The following is a 17,306-nucleotide window of genomic DNA, read 5'->3' on the forward strand; positions in this document are numbered from 1 at the left end:
CGCGGCGAGTTTACAGCTTGGCGATGGCGTCGTCCACGTGCGAGACGTAGATGTCGTCGACCGCGACGTTCTGTCCCAGACCCTGGAGCAGGCACGTCACTTCGAAGCCGGCGGCCACGAACTTCGCAGCCCAGCTGTCGGGGTCGGTCTCGTCTGCCATGTCGTTGTTCGCGTGGTCGCCCGCGACCACCATGAACGGCGCGAGCACGGCCTTCTTGTAGCCTGCGGCGCTCGCGGCGGCGATAACATCCTCGCAGGTCGGTTCAGCCTCGACGGTGCCGACGAAGAACTGCGTCAAGCCCTCGTTCTTGAACACTTCCTGCATCTTGGCATAGTCGGCGTTGGAATCGGCTTCGGTGCCGTGGCCCATGAGGCACAGCGCCGTCTTGCCGTCGTCGAAGGACGCCATGTTCTCCTTAATGGCTGCGGCCACCTTCTTGTAGTCGTCGTCGGAGGTGAGCAGCGGGTCGCCGAGCGAGATTTTGTCGAACTTGTCGGCGTACTTGTCGAGCTCGTCTTTCACGTCGGTGTATTCCAGGCCACCCATGAGATGCGTCGGCTGCACGACGATTTCCTTCACTCCGTCTTCCACGCAGCGGTCGAGTGCCTCGGTCATGTTGTCGATCGTGATGCCGTCGCGCTTCTTCAGCTTGTCGATGATGATCTGCGCGGTGAAGGCGCGGCGGATGTCGTAGTCCTGCCAGTACTTCTCCCGGATAGCGTCTTCGATGGCGCCGATGGTGATGTGGCGCGAGTCGTTGTAGCTCGTGCCGAAGCTCGTGACGAGGATGACCGGCTTCACGGCCTTCTCCTTTTCACTCGATTTCTCGGAACTCGCGGAGGTGTTGGAGCAGCCCGCGAGCGCGACTCCGGCGAGCGCGACGGCTCCGGTTGCTGCGGCGCCCATGAAGCCGCGGCGTGACATCTGGTCGGACATGGTTTTTCCTTTCCTCGGTTTGCCGGTCCCCCGGCGACAGTTGCTTGTCGGCACAAGCGAAAGAAAAGCGCACCCCTCGGGGTTCACAAGGAGCTAACGCCACGGCGATGCCGTGAGGAAAAGGCGAAGCAGTCTGGCTTGGGGCGCGAGGCGGTTCGCCCGCGCGTCCTATACAGTAATGTCCCTTGCCCAGGATTCCCACCTGGTTCCCTCCGCAAGCCAGCGCGGGCTGTGCGGGCGCCGCGCCGGTCATTTCCTTTTATCCGATTGTCATATGCTCGTTGCCGAATCTTTTACTATGATAGTGGGCACTTGTGAACGTGTCAAAGCCAGGGCGGGCGGCATTGCGCCTCCTGCCTGCGTATTTGCGCCGATTGCCGCCGCAGGCGCCGTGTTTTGCCCGCTGCGCGAATGGCGGCGTAAACGGTTGCGATGAGAAACGGGAAGGGAAGGCTCGGATGATTCATATCGTTGGCGCAGGCTCGGGCGCCGCCGACCTTATCACGCTGCGCGGGGCGCGCCTTCTGCGCGCAGCCGACGTGGTCGTTTGGGCGGGAAGCCTTGTGAACCCCGAGCTGCTCGCTGAGTGCAAGGAATCCTGCATCGTCTACGACAGCGCGCACATGACCTTGGAGGAAGTGCTCGACGTGATGTGCGCGGCAGATGCGCGGGGCGAGGACGTGGTGCGCCTGCACACGGGCGACCCGTGCCTGTACGGCGCCATCCAGGAGCAGATGGACGCGCTCGACGCGCGCGGCGTGGACTACGAGGTGGTGCCCGGCGTGTCGAGCTTTTGCGGTGCCGCGGCGGCGCTTCGCCAGGAATACACGCTGCCGGGAATCAGCCAGTCGGTCGTGATCACGCGGCTTTCCGGACGTACCCCCATGCCCGCGGGCGAGGGCATGCGCACCATGGCGGAAAGTGGCTCGACTATGGTCATCTTCCTGAGCTCGGGTATGCTCGCCGAGCTTTCCGCCGAGCTTTTGGCCGCGGGCCGCAGCTCCGACGAGCCGGCCGCGCTCGTGTACAAGGCGACCTGGCCTGAGGAGCGCGTGGTGCGATGCACAGTGGGCACGCTCGCCGATGCGGGCGCGCGAGAGGGCATCGACCGCACGGCGCTCGTGGTGGTGGGCCGCGTGCTCGGAGCTCGCGGCGGGTTTTCGCACAACGGCGCGCAAGCAGAGTCGTACGAGCGCAGCAAGCTTTACGACCCTTCGTTTGCCACGGGGTATCGGAAGGCGAGCAGCTAGCGTGGCCTTCGAGCACTACATATATACCGGGACGACCCGCCTGCGCTGTGGCTACACCACGGGGAGCTGTGCCGCGCTCGCGGCGAAGGCGGCCTGCGAGATGCTCTTGTCACGAAAGCCCGTCGGCCGCGTGTCGATCGTCACCCCCGGCGGGCTGCCCGTCGAGACGGACGTGGTCGACGCATGCATCGGCGAGGGGTGCGCCCAGTGCGCCGTGCGAAAGGACGCAGGCGACGATGCCGATGTGACCGACGGTGTGCTCGTGTACGCGCGCGTGGAACATGCGGGGTCGGGCACGGGCGCTGCGGGCAGCAAGGGCGTGCCCACGCGCGAATCGGACGTTTCCGTCGATGGCGGCGTGGGCGTGGGGCGCGTGACGTTGCCCGGGCTCGAGCAGCCGGTGGGGGCGGCCGCCATCAACGCGACGCCGCGCGCGATGATTACTTCGGCGGTGCGTGAGGTGTGCGCCGCGCACGGCTTTTCTGGAAACATTGCTGTGACGATTTCGGTACCCGAGGGTGTGGCCCTTGCCGAAAAGACCTTCAACCCGCACCTGGGGATAGAGGGCGGCATCTCCATCCTGGGCACGACGGGCATCGTCGAGCCGCGCAGCCTCGCTGCCTTGCGCGACAGCATCGAGCTCGAGATCCGGCAGCATGCGGCTATGGGGCGGCGCGGAGTCGTGCTCACGCCCGGCAACTACGGCGGGCAGTTCATCTCGGGGCATTTCCACCTAAACGGTGCGCCGGTGGTCTTCATCTCCAACTTTGTGGGCGATGCGATTGATTGCTGCGTTCGCGAGGGATTTACCAATCTCCTTCTTGTGGGACACATCGGCAAGCTGGTGAAGGTCGCGGGCGGCATCATGGACACCCATTCGCGTACCGCCGACTGCCGCGCGGAGATTCTGGCCGCCCACGCGGCCTTGGCCGGCGCGGGCGCGAAGACCGTGTGCGAGATCATGTCGTCGGTCACGACCACGGCGGCGCTCGAGGTAATCGAGGCCGCCGGCGTGGGGGACGCTGCGCGCGCCTCGCTCGCTGCGGCAATCGAGGACAGGTTGCGCCGCCGCGCGGCGGGCGCATGCGACATCGCCGCGGTCGTGTTCGACGCCGAGCGCCGCGAGCTTTTCCGTACGTCGGGCGCCGATGCAGTTATCGGGGAATTGGGGGCGACGTATGAGTAAAGGCGTGCTGTACGGGGTGGGCCGCGCAATCGGCTGGCCGGGGACGAAGGTGGTCATGAAGGCGCGCCGCTCGCTTGCGGACACGAAGCGCTTCCTTTGCGAGGAGGGCGCCTTCGACGGTGCCGAGCTTGTAGAGGACTGTGGGCTTCCGGGCGAGCGCGTGTACCGCTCGCTCGACGATGTGCCCGATCGGGGCAGCTACTTCTCGACGATGGTGGTGCGCTAGATGAGGGTTTCCTGCATAGCGTTCACTGAGAGGGGTTATGCGTTGGCGGAGCGCACCGCACACGCGCTTTCCGATTGCGCGCAGACAAGTGAAGACGACCCTGGCTGGGACGTTTCCGTTTCGCGCGGGTTCGGCGAGGGGAAGGCCGACCTGCGCGCATGGACGGCGCTCACGTGGGAAGCGTCGGACGCGCTTCTGTTCGTGGGCGCGGCGGGCATCGCCGTGCGGGCGATCGCGCCGCATGTCGCCTCGAAGGCAAACGATCCCGCGGTTGTGGTGATCGACGAGGCGGGGCGCTTTGCCGTCCCGCTTTTATCGGGGCATTTGGGCGGTGCGAACGAGCTTGCGCAAACTGTGGCACGCGCGGCAGGGGCCATCCCCGTCATCACCACGGCGACCGACGTCCGCGGCGTGTGGGCGGTGGATACGTGGGCGCGCTGTGCGGGGCTCCCCGTTTCGAATCCCGAGGCCATCAAGCGAGTGTCGGCGCGGCTGCTTTCGGGCGGCCGCGTGGCGCTCTATTCCGACATGCCGATTTCGGGACAGCCGCCTGAGGGGGTTGACATTGCGTCCGACCGCGCTCGGGCCGATATCGTCGTGTCGCCGTTCGCTGGCGCGAATGCAGGCGCGTCCGTTCTCGCGGCGGAGACAACGGACGAGGTCGTGCCCGCCGGTGAGACGGGTAAGCCCGTGGGCGTGCGGGCGCAAGCGCCTGCGCCCGAGCCGCTTCGCCTTGTCGTGCCCTGCATCGTTGCGGGCATAGGGTGCCGACGCGGTGCGTGCGCCGAAGCGATCGGGGAGGCGTTTCTTCTCGCGTGCGGGCAGGCGGGCATCTCGCCTTCGGCCGTGCGCAAGGCGGCGACGATCGACGTGAAGGCGCACGAGGAGGGTCTGCTCGCCTTCTGCCGCGCGCGCAATATTCCGCTTGCGACGTATTCCGCAGATGAGTTGTCGCAAGTCGATGGCAGCGTTTCGCCATCTGATTTCGTGCGCGCGACGGTGGGGGTCGACAACGTGTGCGAGCGCGCGGCGCTCGCGGACGGGGGCAAACTTATCTTCCCGAAGCTCGCTCACAGCGGCGTGACCGTCGCGTTTTCCAAGGTAACTATCAAACTTTCGTTTAAGGAGCGGTGATGGGAAAGCTCTTCGTGGTGGGGATCGGCCCGGGCGGCCCCGACGGCATGACGATTGCGGCTCGGCGTGCGCTCGAGGCGTCCGACATCGTTGTGGGTTACACGAAATACGTGGAGCTCGCGCTCGCCGCCGTGCCCGACGCGGCGCATCTCGCGACGCCGATGATGCACGAGGTCGAACGGTGCCGCCTTGCGCTTTCGCGCGCGCAGAGTGGAGAAGCCGTGGCGCTCGTGTGCAGCGGTGACGCGGGCGTGTACGGCATGGCGAGCCCCGTGCTGGAGCTTGCGGAGGACTACCCCGATGTAGACGTGGAAGTTATCGCCGGGGCCACCGCGGCACAGAGCGGGTCGGCGGTGCTTGGCGCCCCGCTTGCCCACGACTTCGCGGTCGTGTCGCTCTCCGACCTGCTCACGCCATGGGAGGTCATCGAGCGCAGGCTCGCCGCCGTCGCGAGTGCCGACTTCTGCATCTGTTTGTACAACCCGCGCAGCAGAAAGCGCGCCGACAGGCTCTCGCGCGCGGCGAAGATTATGCTCGAATGGAAGGCCCCCGACACGCTCTGCGGCTGGGTACGCAACATCGGGCGCGAGGGGCAGCAGTCGGGCATGTGCAGGCTCTCCGAGCTGGGGGAGATCGACGCCGACATGTTCACCACCGTGTTCGTCGGCAACGCGGACACGAAGCTCGTAGGCGGCCGTATGGTCACGCCGCGCGGGTATCGGGAGATTCCATGCGAAAGGTAACGATCATCGGGGCGGGGCCCGGAAACCCCGACTTGCTCTCGCGCGCGGCGCTCGACGCGATCGACATCGCCGACGTGGTCATCGGCGCTCATCGCGCGCTTGCCGGCATCGACGTGCCGCCCGACGTGGTGAGATGCGAGCTCGTGAAGACGGCGGACATCGTCGCCGCGCTCACCGATGCGGCGTCGTGGCGGCGCGCCGTGGTCGTGATGACGGGCGATGTGGGGCTGTTCAGCGGCGCGCGCCGCCTGGTGGAGGCGCTCTCCGGCGACGCGCAGGTGGACGTGCGCGTTGTTCCCGGCATAAGCTCAGCGTCGTATCTCGCCGCGCGCCTTGCGCGTCCATGGCAGGATTGGCGCTTCGCGAGCGCTCACGGCGTGGCGTGCGATATCGTGGCCGAGGCCGAGCGCGCAGGTGAGCTCTTCCTCGTCACGTCGGGTGGGGAAGACCCCTCGCGGCTTTCGGGCGAGCTTGTGCAGGCGGGCTTCGGGGACGCGCGCGTGACGGTGGCCGAGCGCCTGTCGTACCCCGACGAGCGCATCACCTGCGCGACCGCAAGTGAAATCGCAGGTCAGACGTTCGACGACTTGAACGTGATGCTTATCGAGCCCGCAGGCGGCGCCGGGTCGCCTGCGGGCTCTAGCGCAGCCTCCGAGGCGCCGGCCGGCGCGTCATCGCCCGCGGCGGCTTCTTCCGCGGCGGACCCTGCGGGCGCATCCCGCGCCGCGAGCTCCCGCTGGCCGTACGCTTCCTCGGGCATTCCCGACGAGCTCTTCATCCGCGGCGACGTTCCCATGACCAAGCAGGAGGTGCGCGCCGTCGCGCTCGCGAAGCTGCGCCTTACCGCTACCGACACCGTGTGGGACGTCGGAGCCGGCACGGGGAGCGTGTCGATTGAGGCGGCGCTCGTCGCGCGAGCGGGGTCGGTATGGGCGGTCGAGCGCAACGCGGCCGGCGTGCGGCTCATCCGAGAGAACGCGGATGCATTCGGGTGCGGCAACGTACATGCGGTCCCCGGTGTCGCCCCCGAAGCGCTCGCGAAACTGCCCGTCCCCGACGCCGTGTTCGTCGGCGGGAGCGCGGGCGAGCTTCCCTCTATCGTGGAGGCGGCGCTCGAGAAGAACTCGCAGGTTCGCCTGTGCGTGCCATGCGTCACCGTTGAGACGCTCACCGAGGCGTGCGCGCTTCTCTCGGGTTCGCGCTTTAAGGGGTTCGAGGCGTGCCAGGTGTCGGCCGCCCGCACCGAGGCTGTAGGCTCGCACCATCTTATGAAGGCGCAAAACCCCGTGTTCCTCGTCAGCGCGCGTGGTGCGGGTGAGGAAGGCGGCGCCCGGTGAGCACGACCATCCCGCGTTTCATGGTCGCTGCGCCCTCGAGCGGGAGCGGCAAGACGGTCGTTACGTGCGCGCTCCTGCGCGCGCTTGCGCGCCGCGGCCTCGCATGCGCGGCCTTCAAATGCGGCCCCGACTATATTGACCCGCTCTTTCATCGTCGCGTCGTGGGCGCGCGCTCGGGCAACTTAGACGGCTTCTTCACCGACGCCCCGACGCTGCGCGCCCTGCTCGCACGCGGCGCCGCGGGCGCGGATGTCGCGGTGCTCGAGGGGGTCATGGGCTTCTACGACGGCATGGCGCCCGGCGTGGCCGACGCGAGCAGCTACCAGGTTGCGCGCGACACGGAAACGCCGGTCGTTTTAGTGGTGAACGGGCGCGGGGCGTCTTTATCGCTCGCCGCCGTAATCCGCGGCATCGCCGAGTTCCTGCCTTGTGCGAACGTGCGCGGCGTCGTGCTGAACAAGACGAGCGCCGCTGCCTGCGCCTACGCGGCGCCTGCGATCGAGAAGCACACGGGCGTCGCGGTTTTGGGGAATATCCCCGCCGACGAGGCGTTCTCGCTCGAAAGCCGGCATTTGGGGCTTGTGACCGCCGACGAGGTCGAGCAGCTCTCCGCGCGCATCGACAAGATGGCCGAGCTGGTGGAAAAGAGCGTCGACGTCGACCGCTTGCTCGAAATAGCGGCGACGGCACCCGATATCCGCGAGGAACCTTGCCGGTTGGAGCCGATCGCGGGAGCGCGGCCCATCGTCGCCGTCGCACGTGACGAGGCGTTCTCGTTCTACTACGAGGAGAACCTGCGCGCGCTCGAGGATCTGGGTTGCGAGCTGGCCTTTTTCAGCCCTCTGTGTGATAGAGAGTTGCCCCGGGGGACAAGCGCCCTCTATCTGGGGGGCGGCTACCCGGAGCTCAATGCGCGGCAGCTCTCCGAGAACGCGCCGATACGCGAGGCGGTACGGCGTGCGGTGGAATCCGGCATGCCGACGGTCGCCGAATGCGGTGGGTTTTTGTACCTGCAGCGCGAAATCGCCGATAGCGAGGGGCGGCGCTGGCCTGTTGCGGGCGCCCTTGAGGGCGCAAGCGAGAACGGGGGAAGGCTGTCCCATTTCGGGTACGTGGAGCTCACTTCCCAACGCGACGGGCTCTACGGGCCGCGCGGCACACGCATCCGCGCGCACGAGTTCCACTACTGGCAGTCCACCTGCCCGGGCGGCGACTTCTGGGCGCAGAAGCCCCGGCGCGACAAGGGCTGGCCGTGCATGACGACCACCCCTTCCTTGGTGGCAGGCTTCCCGCATGTGTACTATCCTGCGAACCCCGACGTTGCGCGCGCGTTCGCGTCTGCCGCGGCGTCGTTTGCAGAGAGGAAACGACATGGCTGAAGCAACTGAAACCTCGCTTGCCTGCATCCGCGAGGAAGTCGAGCGCGCGTTCTCGTCGGCGCCGGGCGCCGTGCTCGAAGCTGCGCTCTCCCGGATCGCGCCCGCAGACGAGTGCGCCCGTGCCGCCGCGTACGCCGCGTGGGACTCCATCGCGCACCCCTTGGGGGGATTGGGCGACTTTGAAGACGCCGTCGCGTGTATCGCCGCAGCTCAGGGGAGCGCCGAGGTGGCCGAGTTTCCCCGTGCGCTCGCGGTATTCTTCTCCGACAACGGGGTCGTTGCCGAAGGCGTGTCGCAAAGCGGACAAGACGTGACGCGAGCCGTCGCGCGCAACATGTGCGAGGGGGCCACGAGCGCCTGCCGCATGGCGGCGTTCGCGGGTGCCGAGGTCGTGCCCGTCGACGTGGGTATGGCCCGGGGCATAGAAGACGCGCGCATGGTGCGCGCGAACGTGCGGCGGGGGAGCGGCAACATCGCGCACGGCTCCGCTATGTCTCGCGATGGGGCCGTGCGCGCGATCGAGGTCGGAATCGCCGTCGCGTGCGGGCTTGCCCGCGCCGGCGTGCGCCTTCTTGCCGCGGGCGAGATGGGCATCGGCAACACGACCACCTCGGCGGCGGTGGCCGCAGTGCTCATCCGGGCGGACGCGCGGAGCCTCGTCGGGCGCGGCGCGGGGCTCTCGGACGCCTCGCTCGCGCGCAAGCGCGACGTGGTCGAGCGCGCTATCGACGCGAACTCGCCCGATCCTGCCGACCCGATCGACGTGCTCTCGAAGGTGGGCGGCTTCGACATCGCGGCGATGTGCGGTTTCTACCTGGGGGCCGCGGCCTCGAAGGCGCCGGCGCTCCTCGACGGGGTCATATCCTGCACGGCGGCCCTGTGCGCGGCGCGCCTGTGCCCCAATGTCTTGGGCTACCTCGTGGGCACCCACGCATCAAGCGAACCCGCAAGCCAGGAGCTTCTTCGCGAGCTCGGCATAAAGGCACCCCTCGACGCAGGCATGCACTTGGGCGAGGGCGCGGGCGCCATGGCGTATCTGCCCCTTCTGGATTCGGCGCTGCGCGTGTACCGGGATGGGAAGACGTTCACGGCGACTGGCATGGCTGCTTACGAGCATTTCGAGGCTGGGAAATGACGGTGACGTTCGTTATCGGCGCCGCCGCGAGCGGCAAGAGCGCCTATGCCGAGTCCCTGTGCCTTGGGCACGACGGCCCTCGCGTGTACCTGGCAACGATGGAGCCCTTCGGGGAAGAGGGCGCCCGCCGCATCGCGCGCCATCGGGCGCTGCGCGAGGGCAAGGGGTTTTCCACCCTCGAGCGCACGCGTGACGTGGGCGCCGCAGTGTCCGGGCTTCCGCGCGGCTGCACGCTTCTTTTGGAGGACGTGGGCAACCTGGTTGCGAACGAGCTCTTCGCGGAAGGCGGCTTGTCCCCGCGTGACCCCGACGCTGCGGCGCGCGAGGTGCTCGGAGGTATTGAACGGCTCGCTCAGGCCGCTGCGCATACGGTGGTGGTCACCGTCGACGTGTTCGCCGATGGGATGCGCTACGATGAAGGGACCGAGGCATGGAGGCGCGCGCTCGCGCGCGTGAACGCGGGCGTGGCGGCGCTGGCCGACCGCGCAGTCGAAGTGGTATGCGGGATTCCCGTGTGGATGAAAGGCGAAGGACCTACAAGGTGAAGATAGTAGAGGCAATCGGCGCGGCGTTCGGAACGTTCTCGCGCATCCCCGTCCCGAAATCGGCCTGGACCGATTTCGGGTCAACCCATGCGCTTGCCGCGTTTCCCCTGGTGGGCCTTGCGGAAGGCTTCCTCATGACGGCGTGGGGACACGTTGCGAACCTGCTCGGCGTGCCCGCGACCATCGTCGCGGCCGTGCTCGTGGCGCTGCCTGTGGCGGTGACGGGAGGCATCCACCTAGACGGGCTCTGCGACACCTCCGATGCGCTTGCAAGTTGGGCCCCGCGCGAGCGAAAGCTCGAGATCATGCACGACCCGCGGGCGGGCGCCTTCGGGGTCATCGGTGTTGTTGTGTACCTTATTCTGCAGTTTTCCCTGTTCACCGCGCTGCCGCTTACGGCGGGGGCGTTCCTCGCGCTTCTGTGCTCGCTCGTGTTCTCCCGCGCGCTTTCGGGGCTCGCCGTTGAATGCTGGCCTGCCGCGCGGGCGGACGGCATGGCCGCGGGGCTCTCGCCTGCGAAGAAGCGCGCGGAGATCGTCGTGCCGCTTTGCGCTTTCGCTGCTGCTTCGGCTGCAGGGATGGTCGCGTGCGCTCAGGCCGTCGGCGCCCTTATAGCGGTGGCGGGGTTTTTGGTGCTCGCGTGGTACCGCCATGTTGCCCTGTCCCGCTTCGGCGGGGTGACGGGTGATTTGGCCGGATGGTTTCTGCAATGGGCCGAGCTCGCGATGCTTGCCATGCTGGTGGCGGGGGGCATGCTCCTATGATTCTCGTGGTAGGTGGCGCGCATTCGGGGAAGAGGACCTTCGTGCGCGAAAAGCTCGGGTTCGCGGCGGACGATTTCGTCGACGCGGCGCAGCTTGCGGAGGGCGGCGTGCCCGCGGCTTTTGCCGGCCGTGTCGCGTACCGTGCTGAGGAACTCGTACGCGCGCTCGACGCTGACCGGGCGCTCGAGCGGCTGATTGGCTTCGACGCAGTGATTCTGCCCTTGGTCGGCTCGGGGGTCGTCCCCATGCGTGCGGAAGACGCCCAATGGCGCGAGCGCGCGGGGCGCTTGGGATGCGCGCTTGCTGCGCGCGCCGACGTCGTCGTGCGCATGACGTGCGGGGTTCCCCAGGTCATCAAAGGAAACCTTGCCGATGCGCCTCGAGGTACGCAGGGCGCGGGCGCGCCTTTGGAGGTCGTCTTCGTGCGCCATGGTGCCACGGCGGGCACGGAAGACCATCGCTACAGCGGGGCGGGCACCGACGAGCCCCTGTCGAGCGCGGGCGAGCGCGCTTTGCGCGATCTCGCGTGCGATGGTGACGTGTTCCGTGTTATCACGAGCGGCATGGCCCGCACCGACCAGACGGCGCGCATCCTCTTCCCGAACGCGGAGCTTATGGCGTGCCCCGGTCTGCGCGAGATGGATTTCGGCGACTTCGAGGGGCGAAACGCCGCCGAGCTTAAAGAGGATGCGCGCTACCGCGCCTGGGTAGACTCCTGGTGCGAGACGCGCTGCCCGCATGGCGAGGGCAAGAGCGATTTCACCCGCCGCGTCGTCGCGGCGTTTCGGGAGGCGTGCGAATCGGAGCGCGCTCAGGGGAGTGGGCGCGCCGTCTTCGTCGTTCACGCGGGTACCGTGAAAGCGCTGCTCTCCGAGCTAGCTGTCCCAAAAATGGGATACTTCGACGTGCATACCGAGCCAGGCGGCGCATGGGCCGCCACCTGGGATGGACGCTGCCTTCGCGACGTTCGCCCCGCTTCGGGGGGCGATGCCCAGTGATGACGATTCTTGCCGTCGCCGCCGGGTTCGCGGCCGACCTTGTCTTCGGCGACCCGCGCTGGCTTCCCCATCCCGTCGTCGCCATGGGGCGCGCGATCACGTGGGCCGAAGGCCGCCTGCGGCGCGTATTCCCGCAAACGCCCGCGGGCACGCGCGCCGCAGGGCTTGTGCTCGCCGTGGCGCTTCCGCTTGCGTGTGGGCTTTTGACCTGGGGAATCCTGCATCTTTGCGGTATGGTTCACTCCGGCTTGCGCTTCGTGGCCGAGGCATGGGCGAGCTATCAGATTCTCGCGGCATGCGAGCTGCGCCGCCAGAGCCTGGCCGTGGCCCGCGCGTTCTCGAAGGGCGGCCTTGTCGCGGCGCGCGAAACAGTCGGGCTCATCGTGGGACGCGACACGTCTGTTCTCGACGAGCAGGGCGTCGCGCGCGCCGCTGTGGAAACGGTGGCGGAGAACGCGAGCGACGGCGTCATCGCGCCGCTTTTCTACCTTATGATCGGGGGTGCGCCCTTGGGTATGGCGTACAAGGCGGTGAACACGCTCGACAGCATGGTGGGCTACAAAAACGAGCGCTACATCGACTTCGGCTGCGCCTCGGCGCGCCTCGACGATGCGGTGAACTGGATTCCCTCGCGCTTATCGGCCCTGCTCATGATCGCCGTGTGCCCGATCGTCGGGCTCGACGCGCGCGGGGCGGCGCGCATCTGGCGCCGCGACAGGCGTCGCCATGCGAGCCCGAACGCGGCGCAGACCGAGTCGGCGTGCGCGGGCGCGCTCGGGCTGCGCCTGGCAGGACCCGCGGTGTATTTTGGCAAGCTCGTTGATAAACCGACGATAGGCGACGCGTCCCGTGAAATCGAGTGGGACGACATCGCCCGGGCGACGAGGCTCATGCTCGCCGCGTCCGTATGCGCGCTCGTCGTCTTCGGCGCCGCGCGCGCGGCGGTCGTGCTCGCCGTGGGGGCGATGGCATGAGGGAAGACCATGCCGCGCCCCGGGCTGCCGGGGGAATCCTGCGCGCCCGTACGCATGGGGGCAGCTCGCAATCGCTCGGCATCGCTTGCGAAGGGGGCGTCTCCGACCTCATTGACTTCTCGGTGAACGTGAATCCGGCAGGCCCCTCGCCGCGCGCCGTCGCCGCAGCTTGCAAGGCGCTTTCTCGAATCGACGCCTACCCCGATAGGGAAAGCCTCGCCCTCGTTCGCGCCCTAGCGCGCGCCCAGGGCATTCCCGAAGATACTATTGTTTGCGGCGCGGGCGCGTCCGACATCATCTGGCGGCTCGCCGCGGCGGTGCGCCCGAAACGCATCGTCGTGTGCGCGCCGACGTTCTCTGAATATGCGGAGGCGGCATCGTACTACGGCGCATGCGTGCAGGAGTTCCCGCTCTCCGAAGCGGATGACTTCGACGTGCCCGCCTCCTTCGCCCGCGCGATCGAGGGGCCGGGAGACGTGGCGTACCTCTGCAATCCGAACAACCCGACGGGGCGCCTCGTCGACCCCCGCGTGATCGACGAGGCGGCTTGCCGCTGCGAGCAGGTGGGCGCGCTGCTCGTCGTGGACGAGTGCTTCCTCGGATTTGCGCCCGACGCCCGCGAAAGGAGCGTGGCCGCACGCGCCGCGTGTTCGCACCATGTGGCCGTGCTCTCCGCGTTCACCAAGCTCTACGGAATGGCAGGGTTACGGTTGGGGTATCTGATCAGCGGAAACGCCCAACTCATCGAGGGGATTTGCCGGGCGGGGCAGGCGTGGCCCGTCTCCTCGGTCGCCGAGGCCGCGGGCATCGCCGCCCTGGAAGACGTCGAATACGTCTCGCGCACGCGCGATGTATTGGCGGGCGAGCGATCGTGGCTTTCCCACGAGCTCTCCTCGCTCGGGCTTTCCGTCGTGCCGTCGGATGCGAACTTCCTTTTAGTCCGCACGCCGGCGAAAGACATCCCCGAGCGCCTGTATAAACAGGGGGTTTTGGTCCGCACGTGCGACTCGTTTTCGGTACTGTCCCGTTTCTGGTGCCGCGTCGCGGTGCGCACGCGCAAGGAGAACGCCCGGCTTGCGATGGCGTTCAGCCGCGCGCTTCGGGCGGAAGGCGCATCGGGCGAAGGCGAACCCGACGAACGGGGCGGCGCTTCTTGCAGCGACGCTATGGCGGGCGCGGATGGCCGAGACTCGGCGAAGGAGGTCGATACCCGTGGGTAGGGCGAAGCCCATCATGATCCAGGGCACCATGTCGAACGCGGGGAAGAGCCTGCTTGCGGCGGGGCTGTGCCGTGTGCTTTCGCAGGACGGCCTGCGCGTGGCTCCCTTCAAGAGCCAGAACATGGCGCTCAACAGCGGTGTCACGGCCGATGGGCTCGAGATGGGGCGCGCCCAGATCATGCAGGCCGAGGCGTGCGGCATCGCGCCCGACGTGCGCATGAACCCCATCCTGCTCAAGCCCGAAAGCGGCCACCGAAGCCAGCTCATCGTGGCCGGCAAGGAGCAGGGAGCCTTCGCTGCGAGGGACTACTTCGCGCGAAAGAAGACGCTTATGCCGCAGATTTTGGAGGCGTTCGATTCGCTCGCGGTGGAAAACGACGTCATCGTCATCGAGGGCGCCGGCAGCCCCGCCGAAATCAACCTTGCCGAAAACGACATCGTCAACATGGGGCTCGCGCGCGCCGTGTCCTCCCCCGTGCTGCTCGCGGGCGATATCGACCCAGGCGGGGTGTTTGCCCAGCTCTACGGCACGGTCGCGCTCCTTGCGCCCGAGGACCGCGCGCTTTTGCGGGGGCTTGTGGTGAACAAGTTCCGCGGCGATGTGGAAATCCTGCGCCCGGGTTTGGCCCCGCTCGAGAAGATGTGCGGGGTTCCCGTCGTGGGGGTCGTGCCGTATCTTAAGCTCGACCTGGACGACGAGGACTCGCTCGCGCCGCGCCTATCTGCCCGCGAGGCGCGCGGCGTCATCGACGTCGCCGTCGTGCGCCTTCCGCATCTGTCGAACTTCACCGACTTCGACCCGCTTTCGCGCGTGCCCGGCGTGGGCGTGCGCTACGTTTCCTCGACGACCGATCTGGGCCGGCCCGACCTGGTGGTGCTCCCCGGCTCGAAGACCACGCTCGACGACGCGCGCTGGCTTGCGGCTAGCGGCATCGGAGCCTGTGTACGCGCGCTTTTGGGCGCGGGCACGCCGGTGCTCGGCATATGTGGAGGCTACCAGCTTTTGGGAGACGAGCTTTCCGACCCGCACGGCAGGGAAGGCGCTGGCACCGCGCGCGGGCTCGGGCTCATCCCTGCAAGTACGGTGTTCAAGGAGGAAAAGCGCCTCGCCCAGTCGGAGCTGCGCATCACGGGCGCCCAAGGCGCGTTCTCGGTGTGGAACGGCATGACGGCGCGCGGGTACGAGATTCACGACGGCGAAACGACCGTCTCTTGCGCCCCTGCGGGCACGATTGGCGGCAAACCAGAAGGCGCGGCCTGCGGAAACGTGTTCGGAACCTATCTCCACGGCCTGTTCGACGAACCGGGGGTGGCGCTCGCCCTCGCACGCTCGCTCGCGCGCATGCGCGGCCTGCCCGAGAGCGTCGTGGGTGCTGCGGGCGCGGCGTCCGCGGCCGATCACCGTGCGCGCGAGTTTGACCGCCTGGCCGACGTCGTGCGCGAGGCGCTCGACATGGAGTATGTCTACCGCATTATCGAGGAGGGCGTATGATCCACGTGTATCATGGCGACGGCAAAGGCAAGACCACGGCGGCGATGGGCCTCGCCCTTCGCATGCTCGCCGCAGGCCGCCGCGTCGTCGTCGTGCAGTTCCTGAAAGACGGCGAAAGCGGGGAGGCGCGACTGCTCGCCGAGCATTTCGGCGTGCCCGTGTTCGCGGGGAAGGTGTCGGAAAAGTTTACCTGGTCCATGACGTCGGAAGAACTTGCCGCGACGTGCGAGCTGCACGATGGGAACCTTGCTTCCGCGCTCGCCGAGTTCGAGGGCGCGCAGGAGGGGCTGCTCGTGCTCGACGAGGCGCTCGACGCGCTTTCGAAGGGTCTTGTCGACGAGGCGCTCGTGGACCGCGCGCTCGATATGTCCGCGCGCGGCGTCGAAGTAGCGCTCACCGGGCGCGCGCCTTCCCGCAAGATCGTGGAGAAGGCCGACTACATAACCGAGATGCAGTGCGAGAAACATCCCTACGAGCAGGGGATATGTGCAAGGGAAGGAGTGGAGTACTAGATGGATTCCAAGGAGATGGCGCCCGGCGACATCGAGCGGCGCAGCTTTGAAATCATCACCGAAGAGCTCGGCGGCCGCACGTTCCCGCCGCTCGAAGAGCCCGTCGTGAAGCGCGTCATCCACACCACTGCCGACTTCTCGTACGCCGATTCCCTCGTGTTCACCCATGACGCCGCGCACTGTGCGCTCGACGCACTGCGCGCAGGGGCCACGGTGCTCACCGACACGAACATGGCGCTCGCAGGCATAAGCAAGCCCGCGCTCGCGAAGATCGGCTGCCAGGCCGTGTGCTATATGGCCGACCCGGATGTCGCCGCAACGGCGCGCGCCGCGGGCACGACTCGCGCCGTTGCGAGCATGGACAAAGCTTGCGGCATCGAGGGTCCGCTCATCGTGGCCGTCGGCAACGCTCCCACAGCACTTCTGCGCCTCGCCGAGCTCATGGACGCGGGGAAGATCGCGCCCGCGCTCGTCGTAGGGGTGCCGGTTGGGTTTGTGAACGTGGTCGAGGCGAAAGAGGAGCTACTCGCGCGACGCGTGCCGGCCATCGTCGCGAGGGGTCGCAAGGGCGGCTCGACCGTGGCGGCCGCCATTATGAACGCGCTGCTCTACCAGATCACGCGCCCAGGCGGCCCGAAGTGACGGCGCCCGCATCCGCGCCGGCGCTGCGCATCTTCGCCGGCACCACCGAGGGCCGCCTCCTGTGCGAATGGGCGAGCGGGGCGGGAATCCCCGCCCGTGCCTACGCGGCAACCGAGTACGGAGGCGAGCTTTTGGGCGAGCTTCCGGGCATCGAGGTGCATGCGGGTAGGCTCGACGAGGCCGACATGGAGCGTGAGCTTTCCGGCGCGCGCATCGTCGTCGACGCCACGCACCCCTTCGCTACGCTCGCAAGCGGCAACATCCGGGCCGCTTCGCTCGCCGTGGGTGCACGATGCCTGCGCCTTACGCGCCCGGTCGAGGCGCTGCCCAAAGGCGTCGTGTCGGTCGCGTCGATCGCCTGCGCGGCGCGCTTTCTCTCCGAGAACCCGGGTCGCGCGCTTCTCACGACGGGGAGCAAGGAGCTTGCTCCCTACACGCGCGTCGCCGATTTCGCGGAGCGCTTCTTCGTGCGTGTGCTCCCTCTGCCCGGTGCTATAACGAAGTGCATCGACGCGGGGTTTTCGCCGTCGCACGTCATCGGCATGCAGGGGCCCTTCACCCGCGAGCTCAACGAGGCGATGCTTCGGCAGGTGGGCGCCCAGTGGCTTGTGACCAAGGACTCGGGAACCGTAGGCGGCACGGCCGAGAAGATCGCCTCCGCGCGCGACGTGGGAGCGCGCTGTATCGTGGTCGCCCGTCCCGCCGAGGGAGGCGGGGCCCTTTCGCTTAGGGAAGTGGAAGACACGCTCTTACGGGAGTTCGCGCGCTAGGCGCTCGCCGCGCATGCGTGCCCTCCCGCCTGCGAGGAGGAGCGCCCCGAGCAAGCTCGACC

Annotated in this window: 18 protein-coding genes; 17 read left to right on the forward strand and 1 reads right to left on the reverse strand. The window is 67.8% G+C overall.

Going from position 1 to position 17,306, the window contains the following annotated elements:
* Positions 1-10 precede the first annotated feature (10 nt).
* Positions 11-937 (reverse strand): sirohydrochlorin cobaltochelatase, encoded by a 927-nt coding sequence (locus I1969_RS04335; protein WP_022094564.1) that lies wholly within the window; start codon positions 935-937, stop codon positions 11-13.
* Positions 938-1,395: 458 nt separating this feature from the next.
* Here I1969_RS04335 and cobM point away from each other — a divergent pair, with 458 nt between their 5' ends.
* Genes cobM through cobK form a run of 17 tightly spaced genes read left to right on the forward strand, consistent with a single transcriptional unit; the run spans position 1,396 to position 17,244 of the window.
* Positions 1,396-2,187 carry a precorrin-4 C(11)-methyltransferase gene (gene cobM / locus I1969_RS04340; protein WP_055286466.1) on the forward strand — a complete coding sequence of 264 codons (792 nt, stop codon included), beginning with the start codon at positions 1,396-1,398 and terminating at the stop codon, positions 2,185-2,187.
* Between the two features lies 1 nt (position 2,188).
* The gene (gene cbiD, locus I1969_RS04345) at positions 2,189-3,373 is read left to right on the forward strand and encodes a cobalt-precorrin-5B (C(1))-methyltransferase CbiD (protein WP_271747935.1); all 1,185 of its coding nucleotides are present in this window, start codon (positions 2,189-2,191) and stop codon (positions 3,371-3,373) included.
* Positions 3,366-3,599 (forward strand): SAM-dependent methyltransferase, encoded by a 234-nt coding sequence (locus tag I1969_RS04350; RefSeq protein ID WP_195233182.1) that lies wholly within the window; start codon positions 3,366-3,368, stop codon positions 3,597-3,599. Before cbiD ends, I1969_RS04350 begins: the two co-directional genes overlap by 8 nt.
* Before the next feature lie 42 nt (positions 3,600-3,641).
* Positions 3,642-4,733 (forward strand): cobalt-precorrin 5A hydrolase, encoded by a 1,092-nt coding sequence (locus tag I1969_RS04355; RefSeq protein WP_229028252.1) that lies wholly within the window; start codon positions 3,642-3,644, stop codon positions 4,731-4,733.
* Complete coding sequence (gene cobJ, locus I1969_RS04360) at positions 4,733-5,476, forward strand: precorrin-3B C(17)-methyltransferase (RefSeq protein WP_195233309.1); 744 nt, start codon at positions 4,733-4,735, stop codon at positions 5,474-5,476. Before I1969_RS04355 ends, cobJ begins: the two co-directional genes overlap by 1 nt.
* Positions 5,464-6,813 (forward strand): precorrin-6y C5,15-methyltransferase (decarboxylating) subunit CbiE, encoded by a 1,350-nt coding sequence (gene cbiE, locus I1969_RS04365; protein ID WP_195233194.1) that lies wholly within the window; start codon positions 5,464-5,466, stop codon positions 6,811-6,813. The genes cobJ and cbiE overlap by 13 nt, the downstream gene beginning before the upstream one ends.
* On the forward strand, positions 6,810-8,192 hold the full coding sequence (locus tag I1969_RS04370) for a cobyrinate a,c-diamide synthase (protein ID WP_271747936.1): 1,383 nt from the start codon (positions 6,810-6,812) through the stop codon (positions 8,190-8,192). Before cbiE ends, I1969_RS04370 begins: the two co-directional genes overlap by 4 nt.
* The gene (gene cobT, locus I1969_RS04375; protein ID WP_229028253.1) at positions 8,167-9,327 is read left to right on the forward strand and encodes a nicotinate-nucleotide--dimethylbenzimidazole phosphoribosyltransferase; all 1,161 of its coding nucleotides are present in this window, start codon (positions 8,167-8,169) and stop codon (positions 9,325-9,327) included. Before I1969_RS04370 ends, cobT begins: the two co-directional genes overlap by 26 nt.
* Positions 9,324-9,872, forward strand: coding sequence for a bifunctional adenosylcobinamide kinase/adenosylcobinamide-phosphate guanylyltransferase (locus I1969_RS04380; protein WP_195233196.1), 549 nt, complete (start codon positions 9,324-9,326; stop codon positions 9,870-9,872). Before cobT ends, I1969_RS04380 begins: the two co-directional genes overlap by 4 nt.
* Complete coding sequence (cobS, locus tag I1969_RS04385) at positions 9,869-10,636, forward strand: adenosylcobinamide-GDP ribazoletransferase (RefSeq protein ID WP_195233198.1); 768 nt, start codon at positions 9,869-9,871, stop codon at positions 10,634-10,636. The genes I1969_RS04380 and cobS overlap by 4 nt, the downstream gene beginning before the upstream one ends.
* On the forward strand, positions 10,570-11,634 hold the full coding sequence (locus I1969_RS04390) for a histidine phosphatase family protein (protein ID WP_229028255.1): 1,065 nt from the start codon (positions 10,570-10,572) through the stop codon (positions 11,632-11,634). The genes cobS and I1969_RS04390 overlap by 67 nt, the downstream gene beginning before the upstream one ends.
* Positions 11,634-12,608 carry an adenosylcobinamide-phosphate synthase CbiB gene (gene cbiB, locus I1969_RS04395; protein ID WP_195233317.1) on the forward strand — a complete coding sequence of 325 codons (975 nt, stop codon included), beginning with the start codon at positions 11,634-11,636 and terminating at the stop codon, positions 12,606-12,608. Before I1969_RS04390 ends, cbiB begins: the two co-directional genes overlap by 1 nt.
* On the forward strand, positions 12,605-13,828 hold the full coding sequence (locus I1969_RS04400; protein WP_195233200.1) for a pyridoxal phosphate-dependent aminotransferase: 1,224 nt from the start codon (positions 12,605-12,607) through the stop codon (positions 13,826-13,828). Before cbiB ends, I1969_RS04400 begins: the two co-directional genes overlap by 4 nt.
* Entirely contained in the window at positions 13,821-15,320 is a 1,500-nt protein-coding gene (locus I1969_RS04405) for a cobyric acid synthase (RefSeq protein WP_271747937.1), read from the forward strand. Before I1969_RS04400 ends, I1969_RS04405 begins: the two co-directional genes overlap by 8 nt.
* Complete coding sequence (locus I1969_RS04410) at positions 15,317-15,832, forward strand: cob(I)yrinic acid a,c-diamide adenosyltransferase (RefSeq protein WP_195233204.1); 516 nt, start codon at positions 15,317-15,319, stop codon at positions 15,830-15,832. The genes I1969_RS04405 and I1969_RS04410 overlap by 4 nt, the downstream gene beginning before the upstream one ends.
* Positions 15,833-16,474, forward strand: coding sequence for a precorrin-8X methylmutase (locus I1969_RS04415; protein ID WP_195233206.1), 642 nt, complete (start codon positions 15,833-15,835; stop codon positions 16,472-16,474). It abuts the gene before it with no gap.
* The gene (gene cobK / locus I1969_RS04420; RefSeq protein ID WP_195233208.1) at positions 16,471-17,244 is read left to right on the forward strand and encodes a precorrin-6A reductase; all 774 of its coding nucleotides are present in this window, start codon (positions 16,471-16,473) and stop codon (positions 17,242-17,244) included. The genes I1969_RS04415 and cobK overlap by 4 nt, the downstream gene beginning before the upstream one ends.
* Positions 17,245-17,306: the final 62 nt, after the last annotated feature.

It is taken from the genome of Collinsella aerofaciens (assembly GCF_015548375.1).
Taxonomy (GTDB): Bacteria; Actinomycetota; Coriobacteriia; order Coriobacteriales; family Coriobacteriaceae; genus Collinsella; species Collinsella aerofaciens_AB.

Coding starts and splice junctions, on each gene's coding strand:
- I1969_RS04335 (WP_022094564.1), bottom strand. CDS start 937: ATGTCCGACCAGATGTCACGCCGCGGCTTCATGGGCGCCGCAGCAACC.
- cobM (WP_055286466.1), top strand. CDS start 1,396: ATGATTCATATCGTTGGCGCAGGCTCGGGCGCCGCCGACCTTATCACG.
- I1969_RS04350 (WP_195233182.1), top strand. CDS start 3,366: ATGAGTAAAGGCGTGCTGTACGGGGTGGGCCGCGCAATCGGCTGGCCG.
- cobJ (WP_195233309.1), top strand. CDS start 4,733: ATGGGAAAGCTCTTCGTGGTGGGGATCGGCCCGGGCGGCCCCGACGGC.
- cbiE (WP_195233194.1), top strand. CDS start 5,464: ATGCGAAAGGTAACGATCATCGGGGCGGGGCCCGGAAACCCCGACTTG.
- I1969_RS04380 (WP_195233196.1), top strand. CDS start 9,324: ATGACGGTGACGTTCGTTATCGGCGCCGCCGCGAGCGGCAAGAGCGCC.
- I1969_RS04390 (WP_229028255.1), top strand. CDS start 10,570: ATGGTTTCTGCAATGGGCCGAGCTCGCGATGCTTGCCATGCTGGTGGC.
- cbiB (WP_195233317.1), top strand. CDS start 11,634: ATGACGATTCTTGCCGTCGCCGCCGGGTTCGCGGCCGACCTTGTCTTC.
- I1969_RS04400 (WP_195233200.1), top strand. CDS start 12,605: ATGAGGGAAGACCATGCCGCGCCCCGGGCTGCCGGGGGAATCCTGCGC.
- I1969_RS04410 (WP_195233204.1), top strand. CDS start 15,317: ATGATCCACGTGTATCATGGCGACGGCAAAGGCAAGACCACGGCGGCG.
- I1969_RS04415 (WP_195233206.1), top strand. CDS start 15,833: ATGGATTCCAAGGAGATGGCGCCCGGCGACATCGAGCGGCGCAGCTTT.